This window comes from Streptomyces sp. NPDC002788 (assembly GCF_053592115.1).
Genome location: NZ_JBSFVB010000009.1, coordinates 47,704 through 67,982 on the forward strand (window position 1 = coordinate 47,704; position 20,279 = coordinate 67,982).

The 20,279-nt window shown below is 71.8% G+C and carries 21 protein-coding genes; 4 read left to right on the plus strand and 17 right to left on the minus strand.

Translation table 11 applies throughout. The annotated features are described in order from the left end of the window. Positions 1–150: 150 nt before the first annotated feature. The 4 genes from fxsA to ACWD1U_RS18080 all read right to left on the minus strand — a co-directional run bounded on the left by fxsA (position 151) and on the right by ACWD1U_RS18080 (position 4,285). On the minus strand, positions 151–726 hold the full coding sequence (gene fxsA / locus ACWD1U_RS18065; RefSeq protein ID WP_451108568.1) for an FxsA family membrane protein: 576 nt from the start codon (positions 724–726) through the stop codon (positions 151–153). 93 nt (positions 727–819) lie between these two features. Continuing rightward, positions 820–1,623 carry a polyprenol monophosphomannose synthase gene (locus ACWD1U_RS18070; RefSeq protein ID WP_451108570.1) on the minus strand — a complete coding sequence of 268 codons (804 nt, stop codon included), beginning with the start codon at positions 1,621–1,623 and terminating at the stop codon, positions 820–822. Positions 1,624–2,157: 534 nt separating this feature from the next. After that, entirely contained in the window at positions 2,158–3,759 is a 1,602-nt protein-coding gene (locus ACWD1U_RS18075; RefSeq protein ID WP_451108572.1) for an amidohydrolase, read from the minus strand. Between the two features lie 85 nt (positions 3,760–3,844). After that, positions 3,845–4,285 (minus strand): Lrp/AsnC family transcriptional regulator, encoded by a 441-nt coding sequence (locus tag ACWD1U_RS18080; RefSeq protein ID WP_006136660.1) that lies wholly within the window; start codon positions 4,283–4,285, stop codon positions 3,845–3,847. A 268-nt stretch (positions 4,286–4,553) separates the two neighbouring features. On the opposite strand from ACWD1U_RS18080, the gene ACWD1U_RS18085 reads away from it, so the two are divergent. Beyond that, entirely contained in the window at positions 4,554–4,982 is a 429-nt protein-coding gene (locus ACWD1U_RS18085) for a hypothetical protein (protein WP_451108574.1), read from the plus strand. 342 nt (positions 4,983–5,324) lie between these two features. After that, entirely contained in the window at positions 5,325–5,573 is a 249-nt protein-coding gene (locus ACWD1U_RS18090; RefSeq protein ID WP_451108576.1) for a hypothetical protein, read from the plus strand. Here ACWD1U_RS18090 and ACWD1U_RS18095 read toward each other — a convergent pair. From ACWD1U_RS18095 to ACWD1U_RS18110, 4 genes are all read right to left on the minus strand, one after another. Continuing rightward, positions 5,536–6,708 carry an acyl-CoA dehydrogenase family protein gene (locus tag ACWD1U_RS18095; protein WP_451108578.1) on the minus strand — a complete coding sequence of 391 codons (1,173 nt, stop codon included), beginning with the start codon at positions 6,706–6,708 and terminating at the stop codon, positions 5,536–5,538. The two genes, ACWD1U_RS18090 and ACWD1U_RS18095, sit on opposite strands and share 38 nt — an antisense overlap. A 592-nt stretch (positions 6,709–7,300) precedes the next feature. Beyond that, positions 7,301–7,957, minus strand: coding sequence for a TetR/AcrR family transcriptional regulator (locus tag ACWD1U_RS18100; RefSeq protein ID WP_451108579.1), 657 nt, complete (start codon positions 7,955–7,957; stop codon positions 7,301–7,303). Positions 7,958–8,053: 96 nt separating this feature from the next. Next, complete coding sequence (locus ACWD1U_RS18105; RefSeq protein WP_451108580.1) at positions 8,054–8,194, minus strand: SCO1431 family membrane protein; 141 nt, start codon at positions 8,192–8,194, stop codon at positions 8,054–8,056. Positions 8,195–8,285: 91 nt separating this feature from the next. Beyond that, on the minus strand, positions 8,286–9,662 hold the full coding sequence (locus tag ACWD1U_RS18110) for a peptidase C39 family protein (RefSeq protein WP_451108582.1): 1,377 nt from the start codon (positions 9,660–9,662) through the stop codon (positions 8,286–8,288). Between the two features lie 191 nt (positions 9,663–9,853). Between ACWD1U_RS18110 and ACWD1U_RS18115 the strand changes: the two genes are divergently transcribed. Both ACWD1U_RS18115 and ACWD1U_RS18120 read left to right on the plus strand, forming a co-directional pair. Further along, a complete protein-coding gene (locus ACWD1U_RS18115) occupies positions 9,854–10,510 on the plus strand; it encodes a uridine kinase family protein (protein WP_451108966.1) in 657 nt (218 codons plus the stop codon). Positions 10,511–10,942: 432 nt separating this feature from the next. Next, positions 10,943–12,805: an AAA family ATPase gene (locus ACWD1U_RS18120; RefSeq protein WP_451108584.1), complete on the plus strand. Its 1,863-nt coding sequence runs from the start codon at positions 10,943–10,945 to the stop codon at positions 12,803–12,805. 29 nt (positions 12,806–12,834) lie between these two features. On the opposite strand, the gene ACWD1U_RS18125 is transcribed toward ACWD1U_RS18120, so the two are convergent. The 9 genes from ACWD1U_RS18125 to ACWD1U_RS18165 all read right to left on the minus strand — a co-directional run bounded on the left by ACWD1U_RS18125 (position 12,835) and on the right by ACWD1U_RS18165 (position 20,235). Continuing rightward, positions 12,835–13,911, minus strand: a complete 1,077-nt coding sequence (locus ACWD1U_RS18125) for a hemolysin family protein (RefSeq protein ID WP_451108586.1) — start codon at positions 13,909–13,911, stop codon at positions 12,835–12,837. Next, a complete protein-coding gene (locus tag ACWD1U_RS18130; RefSeq protein ID WP_451108587.1) occupies positions 13,908–15,239 on the minus strand; it encodes a hemolysin family protein in 1,332 nt (443 codons plus the stop codon). The genes ACWD1U_RS18125 and ACWD1U_RS18130 overlap by 4 nt, the downstream gene beginning before the upstream one ends. Positions 15,240–15,477: 238 nt before the next feature. Continuing rightward, positions 15,478–15,933, minus strand: a complete 456-nt coding sequence (locus ACWD1U_RS18135; RefSeq protein ID WP_451108589.1) for a PH domain-containing protein — start codon at positions 15,931–15,933, stop codon at positions 15,478–15,480. A 13-nt stretch (positions 15,934–15,946) separates the two neighbouring features. Continuing rightward, a complete protein-coding gene (gene hisG, locus ACWD1U_RS18140) occupies positions 15,947–16,795 on the minus strand; it encodes an ATP phosphoribosyltransferase (RefSeq protein WP_451108591.1) in 849 nt (282 codons plus the stop codon). Between the two features lie 46 nt (positions 16,796–16,841). Then, the gene (locus ACWD1U_RS18145) at positions 16,842–17,114 is read right to left on the minus strand and encodes a phosphoribosyl-ATP diphosphatase (protein ID WP_003988914.1); all 273 of its coding nucleotides are present in this window, start codon (positions 17,112–17,114) and stop codon (positions 16,842–16,844) included. 34 nt (positions 17,115–17,148) lie between these two features. Continuing rightward, entirely contained in the window at positions 17,149–17,634 is a 486-nt protein-coding gene (ribH, locus tag ACWD1U_RS18150) for a 6,7-dimethyl-8-ribityllumazine synthase (protein ID WP_451108593.1), read from the minus strand. Between the two features lie 20 nt (positions 17,635–17,654). Beyond that, positions 17,655–18,992, minus strand: coding sequence for a bifunctional 3,4-dihydroxy-2-butanone-4-phosphate synthase/GTP cyclohydrolase II (locus ACWD1U_RS18155; RefSeq protein ID WP_451108595.1), 1,338 nt, complete (start codon positions 18,990–18,992; stop codon positions 17,655–17,657). Continuing rightward, positions 18,989–19,630, minus strand: a complete 642-nt coding sequence (locus ACWD1U_RS18160; protein ID WP_451108597.1) for a nicotinamide mononucleotide transporter family protein — start codon at positions 19,628–19,630, stop codon at positions 18,989–18,991. The genes ACWD1U_RS18155 and ACWD1U_RS18160 overlap by 4 nt, the downstream gene beginning before the upstream one ends. Next, entirely contained in the window at positions 19,627–20,235 is a 609-nt protein-coding gene (locus tag ACWD1U_RS18165) for a riboflavin synthase (RefSeq protein WP_451108599.1), read from the minus strand. Before ACWD1U_RS18165 ends, ACWD1U_RS18160 begins: the two co-directional genes overlap by 4 nt. Positions 20,236–20,279: the final 44 nt, after the last annotated feature.

Sequence of the window (20,279 nt, forward strand, 5' to 3'; positions counted from 1 at the left end):
GCGCGTATCCCGCCCGGCCCCGTCTACCCCCCCCCCGGGCCCCTCGGGGGTCCTTGCACTCGGCGCGTCGCATCGGGGGGTGTGGTCTGGTGCCTTGCGATGCACGGCACCAGACCACGCGGACCTGGGCGGGCACAGTGCAAGGACCCCTCAGTGCGTCAGCGGCGGACGCGGCTGCTGCGGGGCGTCGCCACCCGGCTCCTCCCTGACGACCTCGCCCTGGACGACCTTGCCGTCGGGCCGGTACATCCGCGCCTGCTGGAACGCACCGCCCAGGGTGCCCTCGGCGGCCTGCCTGAGCTTGCGCACGAAGGTGCGCTCGGCGGAACGGCTCACGGCCTTCTGCACCGGGGGCAGCAACAGGAGCAGGCCCACCGCGTCCGACACCAGGCCGGGGATGATCAGCAGCAGACCGCCCAGCATCATCAGGCCGTTGCCCCCGCTGTCCGGCCGGGCCGTCCCGGGCGTCACCCCGCTCTGCTGCTGTTGCAGCGCCTCGGAGAGACTGCGGAAGGCACGCCGTCCGGCTCGCTTGATCACCACCGAGCCGAGGACGAGGCCGGCCAGCAGCACGAGGAGGACCACCAGGCCGTTCGACGCCCCCGCGACCAGCGTGAGCAGCCAGATCTCCAGCACGAGCCACAGGGCGATGCCCAACGGCAGGAACGTGCGCAGCCGGGAGCGCCGGGGCCGGGCGGGGTCGGGGGTCTGAGCGCCAGTCGTCATGCGTCCAGTGTGCCTGGCCCCGGCTCAGCGCGGGATAAGCCCCCGATCAGCTGTTCCTGTGAGCGGCCGACCCGGATGCGGCCCGATCGGCGGCTACGGTTTCGACGGCTTGCCGCCGTGCCCCGTGACCTTGCCGACGCGCTCCCCCACACCCCACGCCGTGACCCGCCACAGGGCCTCGACGAGGATGTCGCGGTTCATCTTGGAGTCGCCGAGTTCGCGCTCGACGAAGGTGATGGGCACCTCGACGACGTGGTAGCCGGCCTTCACCGCGCGGCGGGCGAGATCGACCTGGAAGCAGTAGCCCTGGGACGCGACCTCGTCGAGGCCGAGGCCCTCAAGGGTCCCGCGGCGGAAGGCCCGGTAGCCGCCGGTGATGTCGCGCAGCGGCAGGTCGAGCGCCAGCCGGGAGTACAGGCTGCCGCCCCGGGAGATCACCTCGCGGGACTTCGGCCAGTTCACCACCCGGCCGCCCGGCACCCAGCGCGATCCCAGCACGAGGTCGGCGCTCTTGAGGGCGGTGAGCAGACGGGGCAGCTCCTCGGGCTGGTGGGAGCCATCGGCGTCCATCTCGACCAGCACGCCGTAGTCGCGCTCCAGGCCCCAGCGGAAGCCCGCGAGGTAGGCGGCGCCCAGGCCCTCCTTGCCCTTGCGGTGCAGCACGTGGACGTGGTCGTCCTCGACGGTCAGCTCGTCGGCCAGCTTGCCCGTTCCGTCCGGGCTGTTGTCGTCGGCCACGAGCACGTGCGCCTCGGGGACGGCCTTGCGCACGCGGCCGACGATGCTCTTGATGTTCTCCGCCTCGTTGTAGGTCGGGATGATCACCAAGGCCGTGCCGAGCGGGCCGAACTTCCTCCCCTGGGCTCCTGCCGCGAGGGTTCCGTCGCCGTCGTTCACTGATGCCCCTTCATGTCCATACGCAGGGGTCCACCATAGTGGGCCCGGCCTGCGATGACGTGACTGGACGTTCGAATCGTGGTGTCGAATCCGCAAGACGCGGGTAAGAGCGCGCCTGCGGTGCGCAGCGTACGGCGGATGGGGGCCCGGCAGCCCTTCGGGCCGACCTGGGATCCGCCGGCTGCGGATCGACCGAAAGCCGTTGTCTACTGAGCGCCCGGGCCCCACCCGGGTCACACCTCCCCGACCGGCCGGGAACGCTCCCCCGGCGCTGCGCCGGCCTGAGCCTGGCTCCCAGTGGCGGTGCCCCGGTGCGGCACACCGTCCCTGACCCGGCGGCGCCGCGGCGCGTTCTGGGACGTTCCCCGGTCGGGCGTCCGGTGGTGGACTCGGCCGAACCTACCGGCCCCCTGCGCCGCCTTCAACAGCCGCCCGACCTGCGCGTCTTCCGGCAAAGCCCTGGTCAGGGCAGAGGATGCGCAGGTCGCGCGCCGGGGGCGTGGCGCGCGACTTCATGCGCGCCACCCCCGTAGATCACTCGCCCGGCCGTACGAAGACCGTGCGGCCGCCCACGACAGTGCGCAGGCAGACGGGCAGGTCGCGGCCCGGGGTCAGGTCGGGCAGTCCCGGGGTGCCGGAACGGGGGTCCGTGGACCATCGGGCGACCCGGTCGTCCGGGGCCTGGACGACGAGATCGCCGGTGCGCCACACGGCGTAGTCGGCGGGGGCACCCGGGACCAGGACTCCGGCGTCGTCACGTCCGACGGCCCGCCAGCCGCCACGCGTGTGCGCCGTGAAGGCGGCGCGTACGGAGACGCGGTGCTCCGGCGTGCGATGGAAGGCGGCGGCCCGGACCGTGCCCCACGGGTCGAGCGGGGTGACCGGGCTGTCGGAACCGAAGGCGAGCGGGACACCGGCCCGCAGCAGGGCCGCGAAGGGGTTGAGTCCCCGGGCCCGCTCCGCCCCCAGTCGCTGGGCGTACATGCCGTCCTCGCCCCCCCACAGGGCGTCGAAGGCAGGCTGGACGGAGGCGGTGAGGCCGAGTTCGGCGAAGGCGGCGATCGACTCCGGGGTGAGCATCTCGGCATGCTCGACGCGGTGCCGGGCGGCCCGGACAGGGGCCGGACCGAGCTTCTCGCAGGCGGCGCGCACGCCCTCCACCACGGCGTCCACGGCCGCGTCGCCGATGGCGTGGAAACCGGCCTGCAGGCCCGCCTCGGTGCACGCCACGACGTGCGCGGCGACCGCGGCGGCATCGAGGTACGCCCTTCCGGTGTGTCCGGCGTCGGCGTACGGCTGGTGCAGACAGGCCGTGTGCGAGCCGAGGGCTCCGTCGACGAACAGATCCCCCGCGGCGCCGACCGCCCCCAGTTCCCGCGCCTTGGCGGCGTCCTGCTCGGCCCAGTAGCCGACGACGCGCGGCCCTGGCTCCTCCCCCGCGAGGCGCAGCAGGCCGGTGAAGTCGTCCTCGGAGGAGATCTCCGGGCCGGCGCACTCGTGCACCGTGCCGATCCCCAGGGAGACGGCGTGCGCCAGGGCCGCCCGCTGCGCCTCCGTGCGCTGTTGCGGCGTGACGGCGCCGAACGCGGCGGACCGGGCGGCGTGATGGGCGTCGGCCGTGAGCGGCCCGTCCTCGCGGCCGGCCTCCGGGACCAGATCGAGCAGGGCCGTGCTGACGACCGCCGAGTGGACGTCGATCCGGCTGAGGTAGAGGGGCCGGTGCCCGGTGGCCTCGTCGAGCTCGGCCCGCGCCGGGGGCCGGCCTCCGGGCCAGCGGGCGGCGTCCCACCCGTGCCCGAGCAGCACACGGTCGTCCGGACGGGCGGCGGCGAATTCCCGTACGAGGGTCAGGGCCGCCTCCAGGGAGGGAGCGGCGGACAGGTCGAGTCCGGTGAGGGCGAGACCGGTGGCGGTGGTGTGCACATGCGCGTCCGTGAACGCCGGGGTCACCAGGGCGCCGTCGAGGTCGATCACCTCGTCGACCCCGTCGGCGAATGCGTCGGCTGCCCCCTCGGAACCGACCCAGGCGACCTGCCCCCGCTCCACGACCATCGCGGTGGCGAACGGATCGGCAGGACTGTGCACCTCTCCGCGGCGGAGTAGAACGGTCTCGGTCGGGACACTGGACTCACTCATGGGGCACAGTCTCACAGGGCTGGGCCCAGCGCCCTCGACCAGGGGCGCGGGGAACTGCGCGACCAGCCCCCTGCGGCCCGCACGATCAAATCCGCGGCGGCCGCGCCTCGTACGGCGTGGACAGCACCACCGTCGTCCGCGTGGAAACCCCCGCCAACGACCGCACCCGGGCCAGCAGCTCCTCCAGTTCGTGCGGCGTGGCCACCCGCACCTTGAGGATGTAGTTCTCGTCCCCCGCGACGCTGTGGCACGCCTCGATCTCCGGCACCCCGGCCAGCCGGTCCGCGATGTCGTCCGGCGCACTGGGATCGAACGGCTTCACCGAGATGAACGCGGTCATGGGCAGCCCCACGGCTTCCGGGTCGACGACCGCCGCGTAGCCCCGGATGACACCCCGCTGCTCCAGCCGCCGCACCCGCTGATGCACGGCCGACGTGGACAGCCCCGTGGCCTTGCCCAGGTCGGTGTAGCTCATCCGCCCGTCCTTGACGAGCAGCTGCACGATCTGTCGGTCCAGCTCCTCCATGGCGCAAGAACCTACAGTGCGGCTGATCTCCTCGGATACCTGAGCAGGCCGGATCATGCCCGGTTCGTGATGTGGCCGGAAGCCGGCTGTCAGTCTTCCGGGGGACAAATGCGCCGCAGTGGACACCCGCGCAGGGCGTGTGACGAAGGCCACAGCACTCGAACAGTCTCCGTAATGTTCTCGTGATTACCACCGAGGGGGGACGGGAAGTGCTTGCTGTGGTCGAGGCCGCAGCGCCTGAACGGCCCAGCCCGAGGGGGAGAACCCAATGCAGAGTCTTAAGCGCCCTGGTCGCACCGCACCCAAGCGGCAGCAGCCCATCGTCGAGCCCGAGCCGGAGGGCGTCGAACCCGACGCCTTCGACGACGAACTCGACTACGACACCTTCGAGATGTTCCGGGTCGTCTGCCCGGACTGCGCGCAGCCCATCGCCCTGCTGGCGGACGAGGAGGTTCTGCCGGAGCACGCGCTGTGCGCCTCGCCGTGGAACCCGTTCGGACTCACGGTCTGCGCCGGAACCGGCCGCATGGCCTCGGACGCCCGCCCCGCCGACGAGTCCGTGGATCCTCAGGAGCAGGACACCGCCCTGCTGTTGACGCTCCCTCAGGGACTCGACTGGCGGACCCAGCCGTTCTCGCACGTCGGTGGCCCGGGCTCGCGCCCCATCAGGGTCCCGGTCATGCGCCGCGCGGCCTGAGCGCGGGGCTTTCCCGCACGCACGCCGCACTTCCGTAGCCGCCCCGCGCCACGGCTCTCGCACGCCGCCGTGGTGCGGGTCCGGCGTGTCCGGGTCCGCCGGAAACACGGTCAGCACGCCGGTCCGGGCAGTACGTCAATGCCGGGCAGCACGTCGGTGCCGGACCGTCCGTCGGTGCAGGACAGCACGTCGGTGCAGGACAGTACGTCGGTGCAGGGCCGGCCACCCGTCGATCCCGGACAGCACGTCGGCCCCGGGCCGCCCGAAGATCCGGACGCCCCTGAACGCACGCCCGATTGCCCACTCGGGTGACCTGTCCGCCCTCCCCCGCGTTGCCCTGGTATGACCCCCATCTCCTCAGCGACCGGGCGTCAGCGCCTCATGTACGTCCCGCCGCCCGCAGAATCGGTTCGGCCGACTCCGCCGCGCTACCAGGACCCGCCGATCTACCGCGACTTGATGCGGACCTGGGCCGAGGGCGGCCGCACCCTGCCGGGCCGGCACGACCCGGAGTGGATGCGGCTCGCGGCGCCCTGGCGGGGCCTCGACCAGTTCAGCGTCCCTCTGGACCCACGAGATGGCGGGCGATGACCATCCGCTGGATCTGGTTGGTGCCCTCGACGATCTGCAGCACCTTGGCCTCGCGCATGTAGCGCTCGGCCGGGAAGTCGGCGGTGTAGCCGTAGCCGCCGAGAATCTGCACGGCATCGGTGGTGACCCGCATCGCCGTGTCGGTGCAGTGCAGCTTGGCCATGGCGGCCTGCCGGGCGAAAGGCCGGCCCGCGTCCCGCAGCCGTGCCGCCGCGAGGTAGAGCGCGCGGCCCGCCTCGATCTGCGTCGCCATGTCGGCGAGCATGAAGCGCAGCCCCTGGAAGTCGGCGATCGGCTTGCCGAACTGGCGCCTCTCGGTCGCGTACGTCAGCGCCTGGTCCAGCGCCGCCTGCGCCACGCCGACCGCGCACGCGGCGATGCCGAGCCGCCCCGAGTCGAGCGCCGTAAGGGCGATCGTGAGGCCCTGCCCCTCCTCGCCGATGCGCCGGGCGTCGGAGACCCGGACACCGTCGAAGTGCACCTGAGCGGTGGGCGAGCCCTTCATGCCCATCTTCTTCTCGGGCGCCGCGGCGCTCAGCCCCTCCGCGTCGCCGGGCACCAGGAACGCGGTGATCCCGCGCGGGCCCTCCTCGCCGGTGCGTGCCATGACCGTGTAGAAGTCGGCGATCCCGCCGTGGGTGATCCAGGCCTTGGAGCCGGTGATCACCCAGCCGTCCCCGTCGCGCACGGCCTTGGTGCGCAGGGCGGCCGCGTCCGATCCGGAGTGCGGCTCGGAGAGACAGTAGGCCCCGAGCATGCCGCCGCCGAGCATCGCGGGCAGGTGCTCGACCTGCTGCTCCTTGGTGCCGTGGGCGGCGAGGGCGTAGGAGGCCAGGGAGTGCACGCTGACGCCGAGGCCGACGGTGAGGCGGGCCGCGGCGAGCTCCTCCAGGACCTGGAGGTAGACCTCGTAGGGCTGGTCGCCGCCGCCGTACTCGGAGTCGTACGGCAGGCCGAGCAACCCGGAGCGGGAGAGCAGGGTGAACAGTTCGCGGGGGAAGCGTCCGGCGTCCTCCTCCTCGGCCGCGTTCGGGATGATCTCCTGCTGCGCGATGTCGCGGACGAGTGAGATCAGGTCCCGGGCCTCCTCCGTGGGCAGTTGCCGGTCCACCGGCTGCGGGGCGCGGTCGGGCATGGCGACGCTCTCCTCCCTGTCGGGCACTGGCGGACGGGCCCGTGGGTGTGGGCGGCGCCGCCGGGTGGCTCTGGTGCCTGGCCGATGCTTGCAGTCCCGGGTCACGGAAGCTGCTGACCAGCGGCTGTGCGCTGTGAGTATGCCCGATCGGAGGCATCCCGTCACCAGTTAACGACCGCTTACTTCAAGAAAGGGCCGGGGGCGTCCGGAGCGGCGAAATCGGTCCGGCCCCTTGACCCAACTGGTCTAGTCCTCCTACCGTTTCCTCCACCGATTCACCGCGCAGAACCATCGTGCCCACGGCCTGCCGCGCTCCTCGACGCCGGTCTGCCGGCCGGCGCGGGCACCTCCGCCACCGCGGCGACCTCGGCTCAGGAGGCCGCCGCGAGCTCGAAGGCCGCTCGCACTGCCCCGACCGCCGGGGCCAAGGTCATCGGGGTGCGGTTGCCCTCGACCTGCGAGAGCCGGCAGGTCTGGGCGCGCGTTCTTCCGGGAGCTGAGCGGCGACACGTCGAACGGTGAGTTGATCAAGGGCATCGAGCAGGGCGGAGGAGTGAGGGGCGGAGGTCCTCGGCGGGCCCGCCGCCCTTTCTCATGCCCCCCGGCGGGCCGGCTGCGGGGCCGGGTAGGCGGGGTCCAGCTCCTCGATCGCCCGCAGGGCGCCGCCGAGCGTCTTCACCAGCAGCTCGCGCATGGTCGCGCGGGGCAGTTCGGGCCGGTCGATCCATTCGAGGGTGGCGCCCTCGACGCTGCACACCCACGCCAGCAGGCCCATACGCGCCAGCGGGGTGATGTCGACGCGGCCGTACGTGCCCTCGGCGATGGTCGTGACGACCGCCTCGCGCACCCCGTCGCGGATGGCGTGCACCTCGGTGTCGAAACCGACGCCGCCGCTGACGATCGTCCGGTAGGCGGCCTGGTTGTGCTCGGCGTAGCGCAGATAGCTGTCGACGGTGCGCTGGACCCGGTCTACCGGGGGAAGTTCGAGACCGCTCGCGGCCAGCGTGATCAGCTCGCTGACCGAGTCCTGGATGATGGCCAGGTAATAGCCCCGCTTGGACTGGAAGTAGTAGTAGATCAGCCCCTTGGCGACGTGCGCCTGCCGGGCGATGTCGTCCATCGACAGGGCGTCGTAGGACGTGTCGGCGAACAACCTGCGCCCGATGGCGATGAGTTCGGCACGGCGCGCCATCGAGCGCTCGGTACCGCGGGCTCTGGGGCGCGCGGCAGGCTGTGGGCTGATATTCAATTTCGACCCTGGTCTCAACGGGCGGGGTGGGACATCCGCAGTATGGCAGGCCGGAGTGCCGGGTCGTGGGTCAGGCCGCAGCACGCCGGACCGGGGTCACAGCAGCCCGAGCTGGGTCACGAGCATCGCGACGACCACGACGAGGGCCCAGCCCATGACGTGCTCGACGATCTTCGGGCCGTCTTCCTGAGGGCCGCCGGTGCGGACGCGGGTGGCGGTGGCGGAGTACGCGGTCATGGCTTCTCGCTGGCTCGGTGGTACGGACGGACTTCCCCCGAAGTTCTGTCCACCTTGCCACCCGGAGCGGCTTTTGCGGCCGAGAGCTTGGTCACACACGGACGCCCAAGGCCGCCAGCGCCTTGCGCTGGGCGGCGGTCGGGCGCGCCGGGAAGTAGAGGTAGCAGACGCCGCCGGTGCCGGAGACGACCTTGCCGGAGGCGTTGTACCGCTTGGTCCGCAGCCAGACGTTCTCGAACTCGCGCCGCCGGTAGACGCGCCGCACGGCCGCGTTGCTCTCCGAGGCAGGGTCGTTGGCAATCACGTCGCCCTCGGCGGTGAAGCCGATGACGGTCATCAGATGCCCGGCGGTGCCGTACCCGGCGCCGGTCAGCTCCTCCTTCAGGAAAGACTGAGACGTGATGGCCGGGATGCCCGCCGCGATCAGCTCCTCCAGGTCGGTGAGCGAGCCGAGCCGGGTGACCACGGCCTGGAGATCCTTGAACGTGGCAGCGTAGGCGGCGTTGAACGGCCAGTTGCCGCAGCCGGCGTACTGGTGGTCGTACGTGAACCGGGCGGCGTGGCAGACCTGCGGATCGGTGTACGACGGGTCCACCCAGGCCAGCTGCCCGGGGGTCAGCCGGCCGCCCCAGTACTCGATGATCATCTGGGAGGAAGTGGGGCTGCACCAGGCCTCGCCGCCGTTGTCGTACTCGGGGTACCGGCCGGTGTGGATCTCCTGCGAGTACCGCGGGACGATCAGCTCCTTCACGAGGCCGGGCGCGGATGCCGGGACGGTGAACCGGTCGGGCACGTCGGAGCCCATCGCGCCGAGCCGCCACACGGTGGGCGTGGCCCCGGTGCCCGGCTTGCGGTACAGCGTCAGGCGCAGCCGGTAGGAGGCGAGGCGCAGCCCTGTCGACGGGTCGTCGATCGCCAGGGTGTCGGTCCGGACGGTGCTCCTGCCGTCGCTCTGGCCGTCGACCGAGGTACGCCGGATGTCCTGGTCGCCGGCTGCCCAGCGACCCATCACGTACCAGGGGGTGCTGGTGCCGTCGGTGCAGGTGCCCTTGAGCTCGGCCTGGATCCAGGTGCCGGCGGGGGTGTGGGCGTTCCAGGAGACGATCGCCTCGGTCGCGGGGACGGTGAGCCTGTGCACGGGGGACGTCCACGTGCCGTACTCCCAGCGGGCGGTGGTGCCGGTGTGCGGGTCCGTGTAGTCGGTGGTCCCCGCGGGCTCGGCGATCGCCACGCCCGGGCGGGCGCCCGCGACGGCACGGGTGCCCTTGGCGGTGCCGCCCTGCCAGTCGCCGTGCGAGAGCCACGCCCGGTTGTCGACGGTGCGGGCAGGTGCCACCCGGGCGGGGTCGGCGGTGTCGGTCGTCATGGATGCCTCTGGATCGGCGGCCGCCGGGCCCGTGCCCGCTGCGACGGCGGCGATCGCGGCGGCCAGGACGGTTCTGCGGGACGGCTGTTCGGCTCTGCGCATGGCGGGGACCCCCGGATGTCGGAGTCGGGCAGGGTGGGCAGGTCCGCTGCACGGTCGGTCACACACGTGTGCGCCACATATGAGCACAGCCCGCGGTGCCCTGCCAGCACTTCGACGCGCGCCACGCCCACCGATATCGGCGTCGACCAGTGGCACCCGCCGCCGGCACCGTCGTTAGAGTGCTGCGCGAGATGAATCCGCCCTTCCGCCCCGCACCGGGGTCCGCCGTCCGTGATCTTGCCGCCCGGATCCGCCGCCTCTCCCCCTCCTGCGGCCCGGTCCGGCTCGTCGGTGTCGACGGGCACGCCGGCTCCGGGAAGTCCACGTTCGCTGGGCAGCTGGCCGCTGAGCTGGGCGGCGCGCCGGTACTGGGCCTCGACGACATCGCCAGCCACGACGAACTGTTCGCCTGGACCCGACGCCTGCTGGACCAGGTGATCGAACCGCTCTCCCACGGCCGGACCGCCCACTACGCCCCTTACGACTGGCGAACCGGCCGCTTCGGTCCCCCACGCCCCCTGCCGCCCGCCCCGGTGGTCCTCGTCGAGGGCGTCGGCGCGGGACGCCGGGTGCTGCGCCCCCACCTGGCCTTGCTGCTGTGGATGGAACTGCCGGGCGAGGAGGCCTGGGCGCGGGGACGCGCACGGGACGGGGAGGAGCAGCGCGACTTCTGGGACGGATGGGTTCCGGCGGAGCGCCGGCACTTCGCCGACGATCCCTCGCGGCCGTTCGCCGATCTCCTGGTGCGGCAGCGAGAAGGGGGGTACGAGGTACTTCCGGGACCTGCGGGGACCGTGGGACCGGACCAGCGGCTCACGCAGGGTGACGGACCGCCCCCAGCGCGCTGAACTCGCGAAGGGCCTTGCGGGACGACTTGCCGAAGTGCTTCAACTCGGCTTGACCGGCGGGCCGTACAGGACTTACGTTCTCAATGCGCGGCCATTCGGAGCCGCCCACAGACACGAAGCCCCCGGTTGTTCCCCCGTGATCGGGGGCTTCGTTCTGTCTTCTCCCGGTTTTCCGGCCGCCGCGCGGCGTGAACCGATCACCCTCGGTCACGATGCGCGAGTACGCCACATCGTCTCCCACCTCGCCGAACGGCCTGGGCGGCACCCTACGGGCGCGCCGCCCCCGCAGGTACGATGCCCTCGTCGCGACCTGCGGACGGTCGCTTCGCGCACGCTGCAACTCCCGTCCGCGGCACAGCGGTTCGAGCAGGGCAGTCGACCGGGGGACGGCTCGTTGGCATACCGACGGGGGCACGGTTCGTGGGGGACGTGATGGACTTCGGCACGCAGGGCCCTCAGGCCCCGGCCGACCTCGCCTGGCTGCGAGGCATCGATGCCTACACCATGGGCGCCTATCCGCAGGCGGAGGAGGAGTTCCGCGCCGCCGTGCGGATGGACCCCGGGATGGCCGACGGCTGGCTCGGGCTGCACGCGCTGCGCGTCGACACGACGACCGCGCTGCTGAAGATGTTCCACCACCGCGACCGCTTCGGGGAGCAGCGCACCCGCTACCGCCGCACCCTCAACTCCTGGTACTGGCTGGGCTGGTGGGTACAGCCCGTCCTGGAGAGCCCCCGCGACCTGCTGCTCGCGCACGCCTCGCACTGGCTGGACGGCCGCCACGTCCCCGAGCTGGACCGGGCTCTCGCCGGGGTGCCGCCGGTGGACACCGACCACCAGGTCCGCTTCCTGCACGCCTGCCGGGCCTACCTGGTCAAGGACTGGGAGCAGCTGCTCCACCACACCGACCCGCTCCTCGACGATCCGATGCTCGGCATCGAGGCGGGCCTGTTCGGCGGCATGGCACGGGTCCGCCTGGAGATGTACGGCCAGGCCGAACCGTTGCTGTCCGCGGCGTTGATGCGCTGCCGCAGTGAGCAGCCGCAGCGCAAGGAGCTGCGCTACTGGCTGGCCCGGGCGCACGAGGGCACCGGCCGCAGCGCCGCAGCGCTCCCCCTCTACCGGGCCGTGCACCGCGTCGACCCGGCCTTCATGGACACCTCGGCCCGGCTCACCGCGATAGCCGAGGGCGACGGGTACGAGGACTCCGCCGACCTCGCGGCGATCACGCTCACCGGAGCCGGCCAGGACGTCCTGGACGGACCGGACGGGTTCGACCCGCTCTTCGGCACGGAGGGACGTGACCTGCGACTGTCCGACCCCGAGCCGCCGGCCTCCGCTCCCTTGCCGCCGGTGGCCGGCCCGGCGGTCCGGGAGAGGACCGGCCCGGCTCCCTCCCTGCCCACCGGGCCCACCGACCCCGCCTTACTCGAGGAGGCGCTCGCCGAGCTCGAGCGCATGGTGGGTCTGGAGCCGGTGAAACGCCAGGTCAAGGCGCTGTCAGCGCAGCTGAACATGGCCCGGCTGCGGGCCGGGCAGGGCCTGCCGGTCCAGCCGCCGAAACGCCACTTCGTCTTCTCCGGCCCCTCCGGCACCGGCAAGACCACGGTCGCCCGCATCCTCGGCCGTGTCTTCTACGCCCTCGGACTGCTCGGCGGCGACCACCTCGTGGAGGCACAACGGGCGGACCTCGTCGGCGAGTACCTCGGGCAGACGGCCGTGAAGGCCAACGAACTGATCGACTCCGCCCTCGGCGGCGTGCTCTTCGTCGACGAGGCGTACTCGTTGTCCAACTCGGGCTACGGCAAGGGGGACGCCTACGGCGACGAGGCGCTCCAGGTGCTGCTGAAGCGGGCCGAGGACAACCGCGACCATCTCGTGGTGATCCTGGCCGGCTACCCGGAGGGCATGGACCGCCTGCTCGCCGCGAACCCCGGGCTGTCGTCCCGTTTCACCACCCGCGTCGACTTCCCCTCCTACCGGCCCCTCGAACTCACCGAGATCGGCAAGGTGCTCGCGGCGGAGAACGGTGACCTGTGGGACGAGGACGCCCTCGACGAGCTGCGGTCCATCGCCGGGCACGTGGTGGACCAGGGGTGGGTCGACGAGCTGGGCAACGGGCGGTTCCTGCGGACGCTGTACGAGAAGAGCTGTGCGTACCGGGATCTGCGATTGTCCGTGTATCCCGGCGTGCTGGGGAGGGAGGACCTGGCGACGCTGCGGCTGCCGGACCTGATGCAGGCGTACGGGGAGGTGCTGTCCGGGCGGGGGCCGCAGGATCCGTCCGGACTCTGACGGCCCGGCCGGCCCCCACCCGGCCCCGGCTACGTCGCCAGCACCTCCTCGCCGGACCTGGGCTCGGTCAGCTTCACCTCGCGCAGCTCCCGATGCGCCGGGTCCCGCACCTCGCCCACCAGCAGCTCCAGCACATCCTCCAGCGCGACCAGCCCGAGCACCTTGCCCGACCCGTCGGCCACCTGGGCCAAGTGCGTCGCCGCCCTCCGCATCACCGTGAGCGCGTCGTCCAGCGGCAGCTCGGACCTGAGTGTCGTCATGGGCCGCCACAGCTGCTGCGGCACGGCCCGGTCCGAGTCCTCCAGGTCTAGGACGTCCTTGACGTGCAGGTACCCCATGAAGGCACCGTTGTCCGCGGCGACCGGGAAACGCGAGTAGCCCGTGCGGGCCGTGAGCTCGACGATACGGCCGGGCGTGACCGACGGGCTGACCGTCACCAGGGACTCGCGCTTCAGCAGGACATCCGTCACCGGGCGGGAGCCCAACTCCAGGGCGTCCTCCAGGCGTTCGGCCTCCTCGGGGTCGAGCAGGCCCGCCTGCCCGGCGTCCTCCACCAGCCGGTTGAGCTGCTCGCTGGTGAAGACGGCCTCGACCTCGTCCTTGGGCTCGACGTGGAAGAGCCGCAGGATGCCCTGGGAGCAGGCGCCGAGGGCGGCGGTGATCGGCTTGCAGAAGCGGGCGAACCAGACCAGGCCGGGGCTGAGCCACAGCGCGGCCTTCTCGGGGGCCGCCATCGCCAGGTTCTTCGGCACCATCTCGCCGATGACGAGGTGGAAGAAGACGACCGTGGCGAGGGCGATGACGTAGCCGAGCGGGTGGATCACCGCTTGCGGCAGGTGGATCCACTCGAAGACCGGCTCCAGCAGATGCGCCACCGTCGGCTCGGCGACCGCGCCGAGGGTGAGGGAGCAGATGGTGATGCCGAACTGGGCCGCCGCCATCATCTGCGGCAGTCGCTCCAGGCCGTAGAGGACCTGTCGGGAGCGGGCGGTGCCGAGGGGTTCGATCTGGCTGCGGCGTACGGAGACGAGCGCGAACTCGGCGCCGACGAAGAAGCCGTTGGCGAGCACCAGGAGTGCCGCGAAGGTCAATTGGAGCACGCTCATCGGGCCGCCTCCACCACGGCGACCGGGGCCGTCCTGACCAGCCGCACCCGCTCGGCGCGGTAGTGGCCGACCTGGCGCACCGACAGCCGCCAGCCGGGCAGCTCCGCCTTGTCGCCGACGGCCGGGATACGGCCCAGCAGGTCGGCGATCAGACCCGCGACGGTCTCGTACGGGCCTTCGGGTACGTCGAGGCCTATACGCTGCAGGACGTCGATCCGGCAGCTGCCGTCGACGTCCCAGGCGGGCCTGCCGTCCTCGGGCGGCGCGGAGGCCAGCTCGGGCAGGTCGTGCCTGTCGTGCTCGTCGCGGACCTCGCCGACGAGTTCCTCGACGATGTCCTCCAGCGTGACGACACCGGCGGTGCCGCCGTACTCGTCGACGACGACCGCGATGGGCTGCTCGCTGCGCAGGCGCGCCAGCAGCGGCCGCACGGGCAGGGTCTCGGGGACGAGCAGCGCCGGGCGGGCGATGCGGCCGACGGGGGTGCGCAGCCGGTCCTGGACGGGCACGGCCAGTGCGTCCTTGAGGTGGACCATGCCGACGACCTCGTCGATCCGTTCCCGGTAGACGGGGAAGCGGGACAGGCCGGTGGCGCGGGTCAGGTTGACCACGTCCTCGGCGGTGGCCGAGGACTGCAGGGCGCTCACCTTCACGCGCGGCGTCATCACGTGCTGCGAGGTCAGCTCGCCGAGCGACAGGGTCCTCACGAAGAGGTCGGCCGTGTCCTGTTCCAGGGCGCCGGCCCGGGCCGAGTGGCGGGCGAGGGAGACGAGCTCGCCGGGGGTCCGGGCGGAGGCCAGTTCCTCGGCGGGCTCGAAGCCCAGGGCGCGCACGAGCCGGTTCGCGACGGCGTTGAGGCCGGCGATGACCGGCCGGAACAGCCGTGCGAAGACGTGCTGCGGACCCGCGACGAAGCGTGCGACCTGGAGCGGTCTGGACACCGCCCAGTTCTTGGGCAGGAGCTCGCCGATCACCATCTGCACGGCGGAGGCCAGCAGCATGCCGACGACGACCGTGACACCGGAGACGGCCCCCTCGGGGACGCCGATCGAGGTGAACGGGCCGTGCAGCAACTCGGCGAGTGCCGGTTCGGCGAGCATGCCGACGACGAGCGAGGTGATGGTGATGCCCAGCTGAGTGCCGGAGAGCTGGAAGGACAGCTCCTTGAGCGACTCGACGACGCGGAGGGCGCGCCGGTCGCCCTCGGCGGCGGCCTTCTCAGCCTCCGGCCGCTCGACCGTCACCAGTCCGAACTCGGCCGCCACGAAGAACCCGTTGGCGAGAATCAGCAGGAATGCGGCTGCCAGGAGCAGCAGGGGGGTGGTCATGATGCCGCCGCCTCCACACGGTCGCGGACAGGGTCCGCGTTATGTCGGCAGGGGGCGGCGCAGGTACTGCAGGACGATCCGTCCATCGCCGGAGGTGGTCACTCCTCGGTTAGCAGGAGCCCTTCTGCGCACCGGTCGGGGCAGCAGGGGCGGAGGCGCATCCTTCGCGCCTCCGCCAACAGGTTAATCAAGACACGGCCCGGTGCGGCAGTGGCGACCGCTGTGAGGATCCTCCGAGTCAGTTCTGATGCCGCTCGCGGTCCGCGACGGAACGGGCCTCGACGAGGGCCTTGAAGGCCCGGGCGTCGGCGATGGCGCGCTTTTTGGCCAGGCCGGGCTGGATGCCGAGGGCGGGCAGGCTGGTGCCGTCGCTGAGGTTGAGGAACACCCAGGGGTCGCCGGGCCGGAGGGTCACCTGAAGGATCTCGGCCCACTCCAGCCGGCGCTTGTTCGTGAGGTTGACCACGGTGACGCCGTCCTCGTCGGCGACGACCTTGGGACGGGCCAGCAGGAGCAGCACGGCGTCCAGCAGGAGCGCCGTGATGACGAAGCTGAGGCGCTCGGCGGGGCTGAGCTGCTTCAGCAGCATCGCAACGGCCGTGATCACGACGAGGATCGCGACGGCGGCGCAGAACAGCACCACACGGGTGCTGCCCGGCCGGAACGTGACGGGGAGGGTGGGCAGATCGGACATCAGCGCACGCCCCTCAGAGACGGCAGGCGTGGATGGCCGTGGTCAGGATGGCCCGGGCGCCGATGTCGTACAGGTCGTCCATGATCCGCTGCGCCTCCTTGGCCGGAACCATCGCACGGACGGCGACCCAGCCCTCGTTGTGCAGCGGGGAGACGGTCGGCGACTCCAGACCGGGCGTGAGGGCGACGGCCTTCTCCAGCTGCTCCACGCGGCAGTCGTAGTCCATCATCACGTACGTCCGGGCGACCAGGACGCCCTGGAGGCGGCGCAGGAACTGCTGCACCTTGGGGTCGTCGCCGTCCGCGCCGGTGCGGCGGATCACGACGGCCTCGGACTGCATGATCGGCTCGCCGACGACCTCCAGGCCGGCGTTGCGCAGCGAGGTGCCGGTCTCGACGACGTCGGCGATGACCTGGGCGACGCCGAGCTGGATGGCGGTCTCGACGGCGCCGTCGAGGTGGACGACGGAGGCGTCGATGCCGTGGTCGGCGAGGTGCGCCGCGACGATGCCCTCGTAGGAGGTGGCGACGGTCTTGCCCGCCAGGTCGGCCAGGCCGCTGATGGTGCCGGGCTTGCCGGCGTAGCGGAAGGTGGAGCGGGCGAAGCCGAGGGCGAGGATCTCCTCGGCGTCGGCGCCCGAGTCGATGAGCAGGTCCCGGCCGGTGAGGCCGATGTCGAGCTGCCCGGAAGCGACGTAGATGGCGATGTCGCGGGGGCGGAGGTAGAAGAACTCGACGTCGTTCACCGGGTCGACGATCCGCAGTTCCTTGGCCTCCCGGCGCTGCTGGTAGCCGGCCTCATGCAGCATCTCCGCCGCAGGGCCTGACAGGGAACCCTTGTTGGGGACGGCGATGCGCAGCATGAGGTCGGCTTCCTTTGCGTGGGTGTCTTGCGGGAACGGGGGCGGCTTACAGGTGGGCGTAGACGTCGTCGAGGGAGATGCCGCGGGCGACCATCATCACCTGGACGTGGTACAGCAGCTGCGAGATCTCCTCGGCGGCCGCCTCCTTGCCCTCGTACTCGGCGGCCATCCAGACCTCGGCGGCCTCTTCGACGACCTTCTTGCCGATGGCGTGGACGCCCTTCTCGACCAGTTCTGCGGTGCGGGAAGTGGCGGGATCGCCCTGGGCGGCCTTGTGCTGGAGCTCGGTGAAGAGCTCCTCGAACGTCTTCTTGGACATGGTGACGCTCAGCCTATGCCACAGGTGGCTTCCGTCAGCGCCAGGGTTCGGATACTGAGCGGAGGGTGGCCGCGGTCGCCACCGCCGCCGTCACCGCCTCGTGCCCCTTGTCCTCGTTGGAGCCCTCCAGGCCGGCGCGGTCCAGGGCCTGCTCCTCCGTGTCGCAGGTCAGTACGCCGAAGCCGACGGGGACACCGGTGTCGACGGAGACCTGGGTGAGGCCCTGGGTCACGCCCTGGCACACAAAGTCGAAGTGGGGGGTTCCGCCGCGGATGACGACACCGAGGGCGACGATCGCGTCGTAGCCGCGGCCCGCGAGGACCTTGGCGACGACCGGGAGTTCCCAGCTGCCGGGGACCCGGAGCAGGGTCGGCTCGTCGATGCCCAGGTCGTGCAGGGCGCGCAGGGCGCCGTCGACCAGACCGTCCATCACCTTCTCGTGCCACTGCGCCGCGATGACGGCGACCCGCAGGTCACCCACATTGCGTACGGACAGTTCCGGTGCACCCTTGCCGCTCACGTCTCTCCCTCTGTGCTCTCTTACTGGTTGCCGCAGGCCGGCACGGTGGTCGTGTCCAGCCAGGGCAGGTCGTGGCCCATCCGGTCCCGCTTGGTGCGCAGGTAGCGGAGGTTGTGCTCGCCGGCGCTCACGGGCATCGGCACACGGGCCTTGACCGCGATGCCGTGGCGGACGAGCGCGTCGGTCTTGTCGGGGTTGTTGGTCAGAAGGCGGACGCTGCGCACGCCGAGGTCGGCGAGGATCTGGGCCCCCGCGCCGTAGTCGCGGGCGTCGGCGGGCAGGCCCAGTTCGAGGTTGGCGTCGAGGGTGTCGCGGCCGTGCTCCTGCAGCTCGTAGGCGCGCAGCTTGGACATCAGGCCGATGCCGCGGCCCTCGTGTCCGCGCAGGTAGACCACCACGCCCCGGCCCTCGGCCTGGATGCGGGCGAGGGAGGCGTCGAGCTGGGGGCCGCAGTCGCAGCGGGCGGAGCCGAAGACGTCGCCGGTGAGGCATTCGGAGTGGACGCGGACGAGGACGTCCTGGCCGTCGCCGATCTCGCCGTGCACGAGGGCGACGTGCTCGACGCCGTCGACGGTGGAGCGGTAGCCGTACGCCGTGAACGTGCCGTGGGCGGTGGGCAGTCGGGTCCTGGCCTCGCGGCGGACGGTGGGCTCGCTGCCGCAGCGGTAGGCGATCAGATCCTCGATGGAGATGATCGTCAGGCCGTGCTTGCGAGCGAAGGGGATCAGCTCGGGCAGGCGCAGCATGGTGCCGTCCTCGCCGGCGATCTCGACGATCGCGCCGGCCGGGCGCAGGCCCGCGAGGCGGGCGAGGTCGACGGCGGCCTCGGTGTGGCCGTTGCGGGTCAGGACCCCGCCGGGCCGGGCGCGCAGCGGGAAGATGTGGCCGGGGCGGACGAAGTCGTCGGGCCCGCAGACGCCGTCGGCGAGCAGCTGGAGGGTGGTGGCGCGGTCGGAGGCGGAGATGCCGGTGCTCACGCCGTGCGCGGCCGAGGCGTCGACGGAGACCGTGAACGCGGTCTTCATCGACTCGGTGTTGTCCTCGACCATCTGCGGGAGCTTCAGCCGGTCCAGTTCCTCGCCCTCCATGGGGGCGCAGATCAGGCCGCGGCACTCGCTCATCATGAACGCGACGATCTCGGGGGTCGCCTTCTCGGCGGCGATGACGAGGTCGCCCTCGTTCTCCCGGTCCTCGTCGTCGACGACCACGACCGGGCGGCCGGCCGCGATGTCGGCGATGGCCTGCTCGACGGGGTCGAGCGCGAAGTCCTCGACGTCGTCGGTGCCGTACGGGGCGGTTGTCGAGGGGGCGGGGCGAAGCGCCTCGTTCAGGGCGGTGGCGGGCGGGCGGGCGTTCATGCCGGCGCTCCTTCCAGGGTGGGCCGCGCGGCCTGACGCGAGCGCATCCACCAGTCGCGCATGCCCCACAGGACGAGCGCGCCGTAGATGACATAGACGAAGCCGGAGAAGGCGTAGCCGTTGGCGAAGTTGAGGGGCACGCCGACGAGGTCGACGAGCAGCCAGGCGAACCAGAACTCGACCATGCCGCGCGCCTGGGCGTACATGGCGACGATGGTGCCGACGAAGATGTAGGCGTCCGGCCAGGGGTCCCAGGACAGGGTCGGGTACGCCGTGAAGAGCAGCGCCACCGCGACCGTGCCGGCGGCGGCCGCCGCGGCCATCACCGCGCGCTCGCGCCAGGTGGCGAACCGTACGGCGATGTGACCGTCCTCCGCCTGCCCCTTGCCGCGCTGCCACTGCCACCAGCCGTAGAGGGCCACGACCATGACGACCGCCTGCTTGCCCGCGCTGCCGGTCAGATGACCGAAGAAGGCCCCGAAGAGGATGAGGCCGGCCAGGAACTGCACGGGCCAGGTCCACAGGGAGCGCCGCCAGCCGAGGGCGAGGGCGGCCAGGCCGAAGAGGTTGCCGATCATGTCGGACCAGAGGATGTGCTGGCCGAAGAGGACGAACGCCTCGGAGTTCAGCTCGTTCACTTGGCCGCCTCCTGCGCACGGCCACCGAGCATCCGCTCGACGTACTTGGCGATGACGTCCACCTCGAGGTTGACCGGGTCGCCGGGCTGCTTGTGGCCGAGCGTGGTCAGGGCGAGCGTGGTGGGGATGAGACTGACCGTGAAGTGGTCGGGGCCGGCGTCGACGACGGTGAGGCTGATGCCGTCGACGGTGATGGAGCCCTTCTCGACCACGTACCGGGTGAGGTCGGCGGGGAGGGAGATCTTCACCAGCTCCCAGTGCTCCGACGGCTTGCGCTCCAGGATCTCGCCGGTGCCGTCCACGTGGCCCTGCACGATGTGCCCGCCGAGGCGTTCGCCGACGGCCATGGGGCGTTCGAGGTTGACGCGCGAGCCGGGCTTGAGGACGCCGAGGCTGGAGCGGTTCAGGGTCTCGGCCATGACGTCGGCGGTGAACTCGTCGCCCGCGTGGTCGACGACCGTGAGGCAGACGCCGTTGACGGCGATGGAGTCGCCGTGTTTGGCACCTTGGGTGACGACGGGGCCGCGCAGGCGGAAGCGACAGGCGTCGTCGAGGGTCTCGACGGCGGTGACCTCGCCCAGCTCTTCGACGATTCCGGTGAACACTTCCCGGGTCCTCCTGCCTCTTCGGGCACGGACTCCGGGGCTGT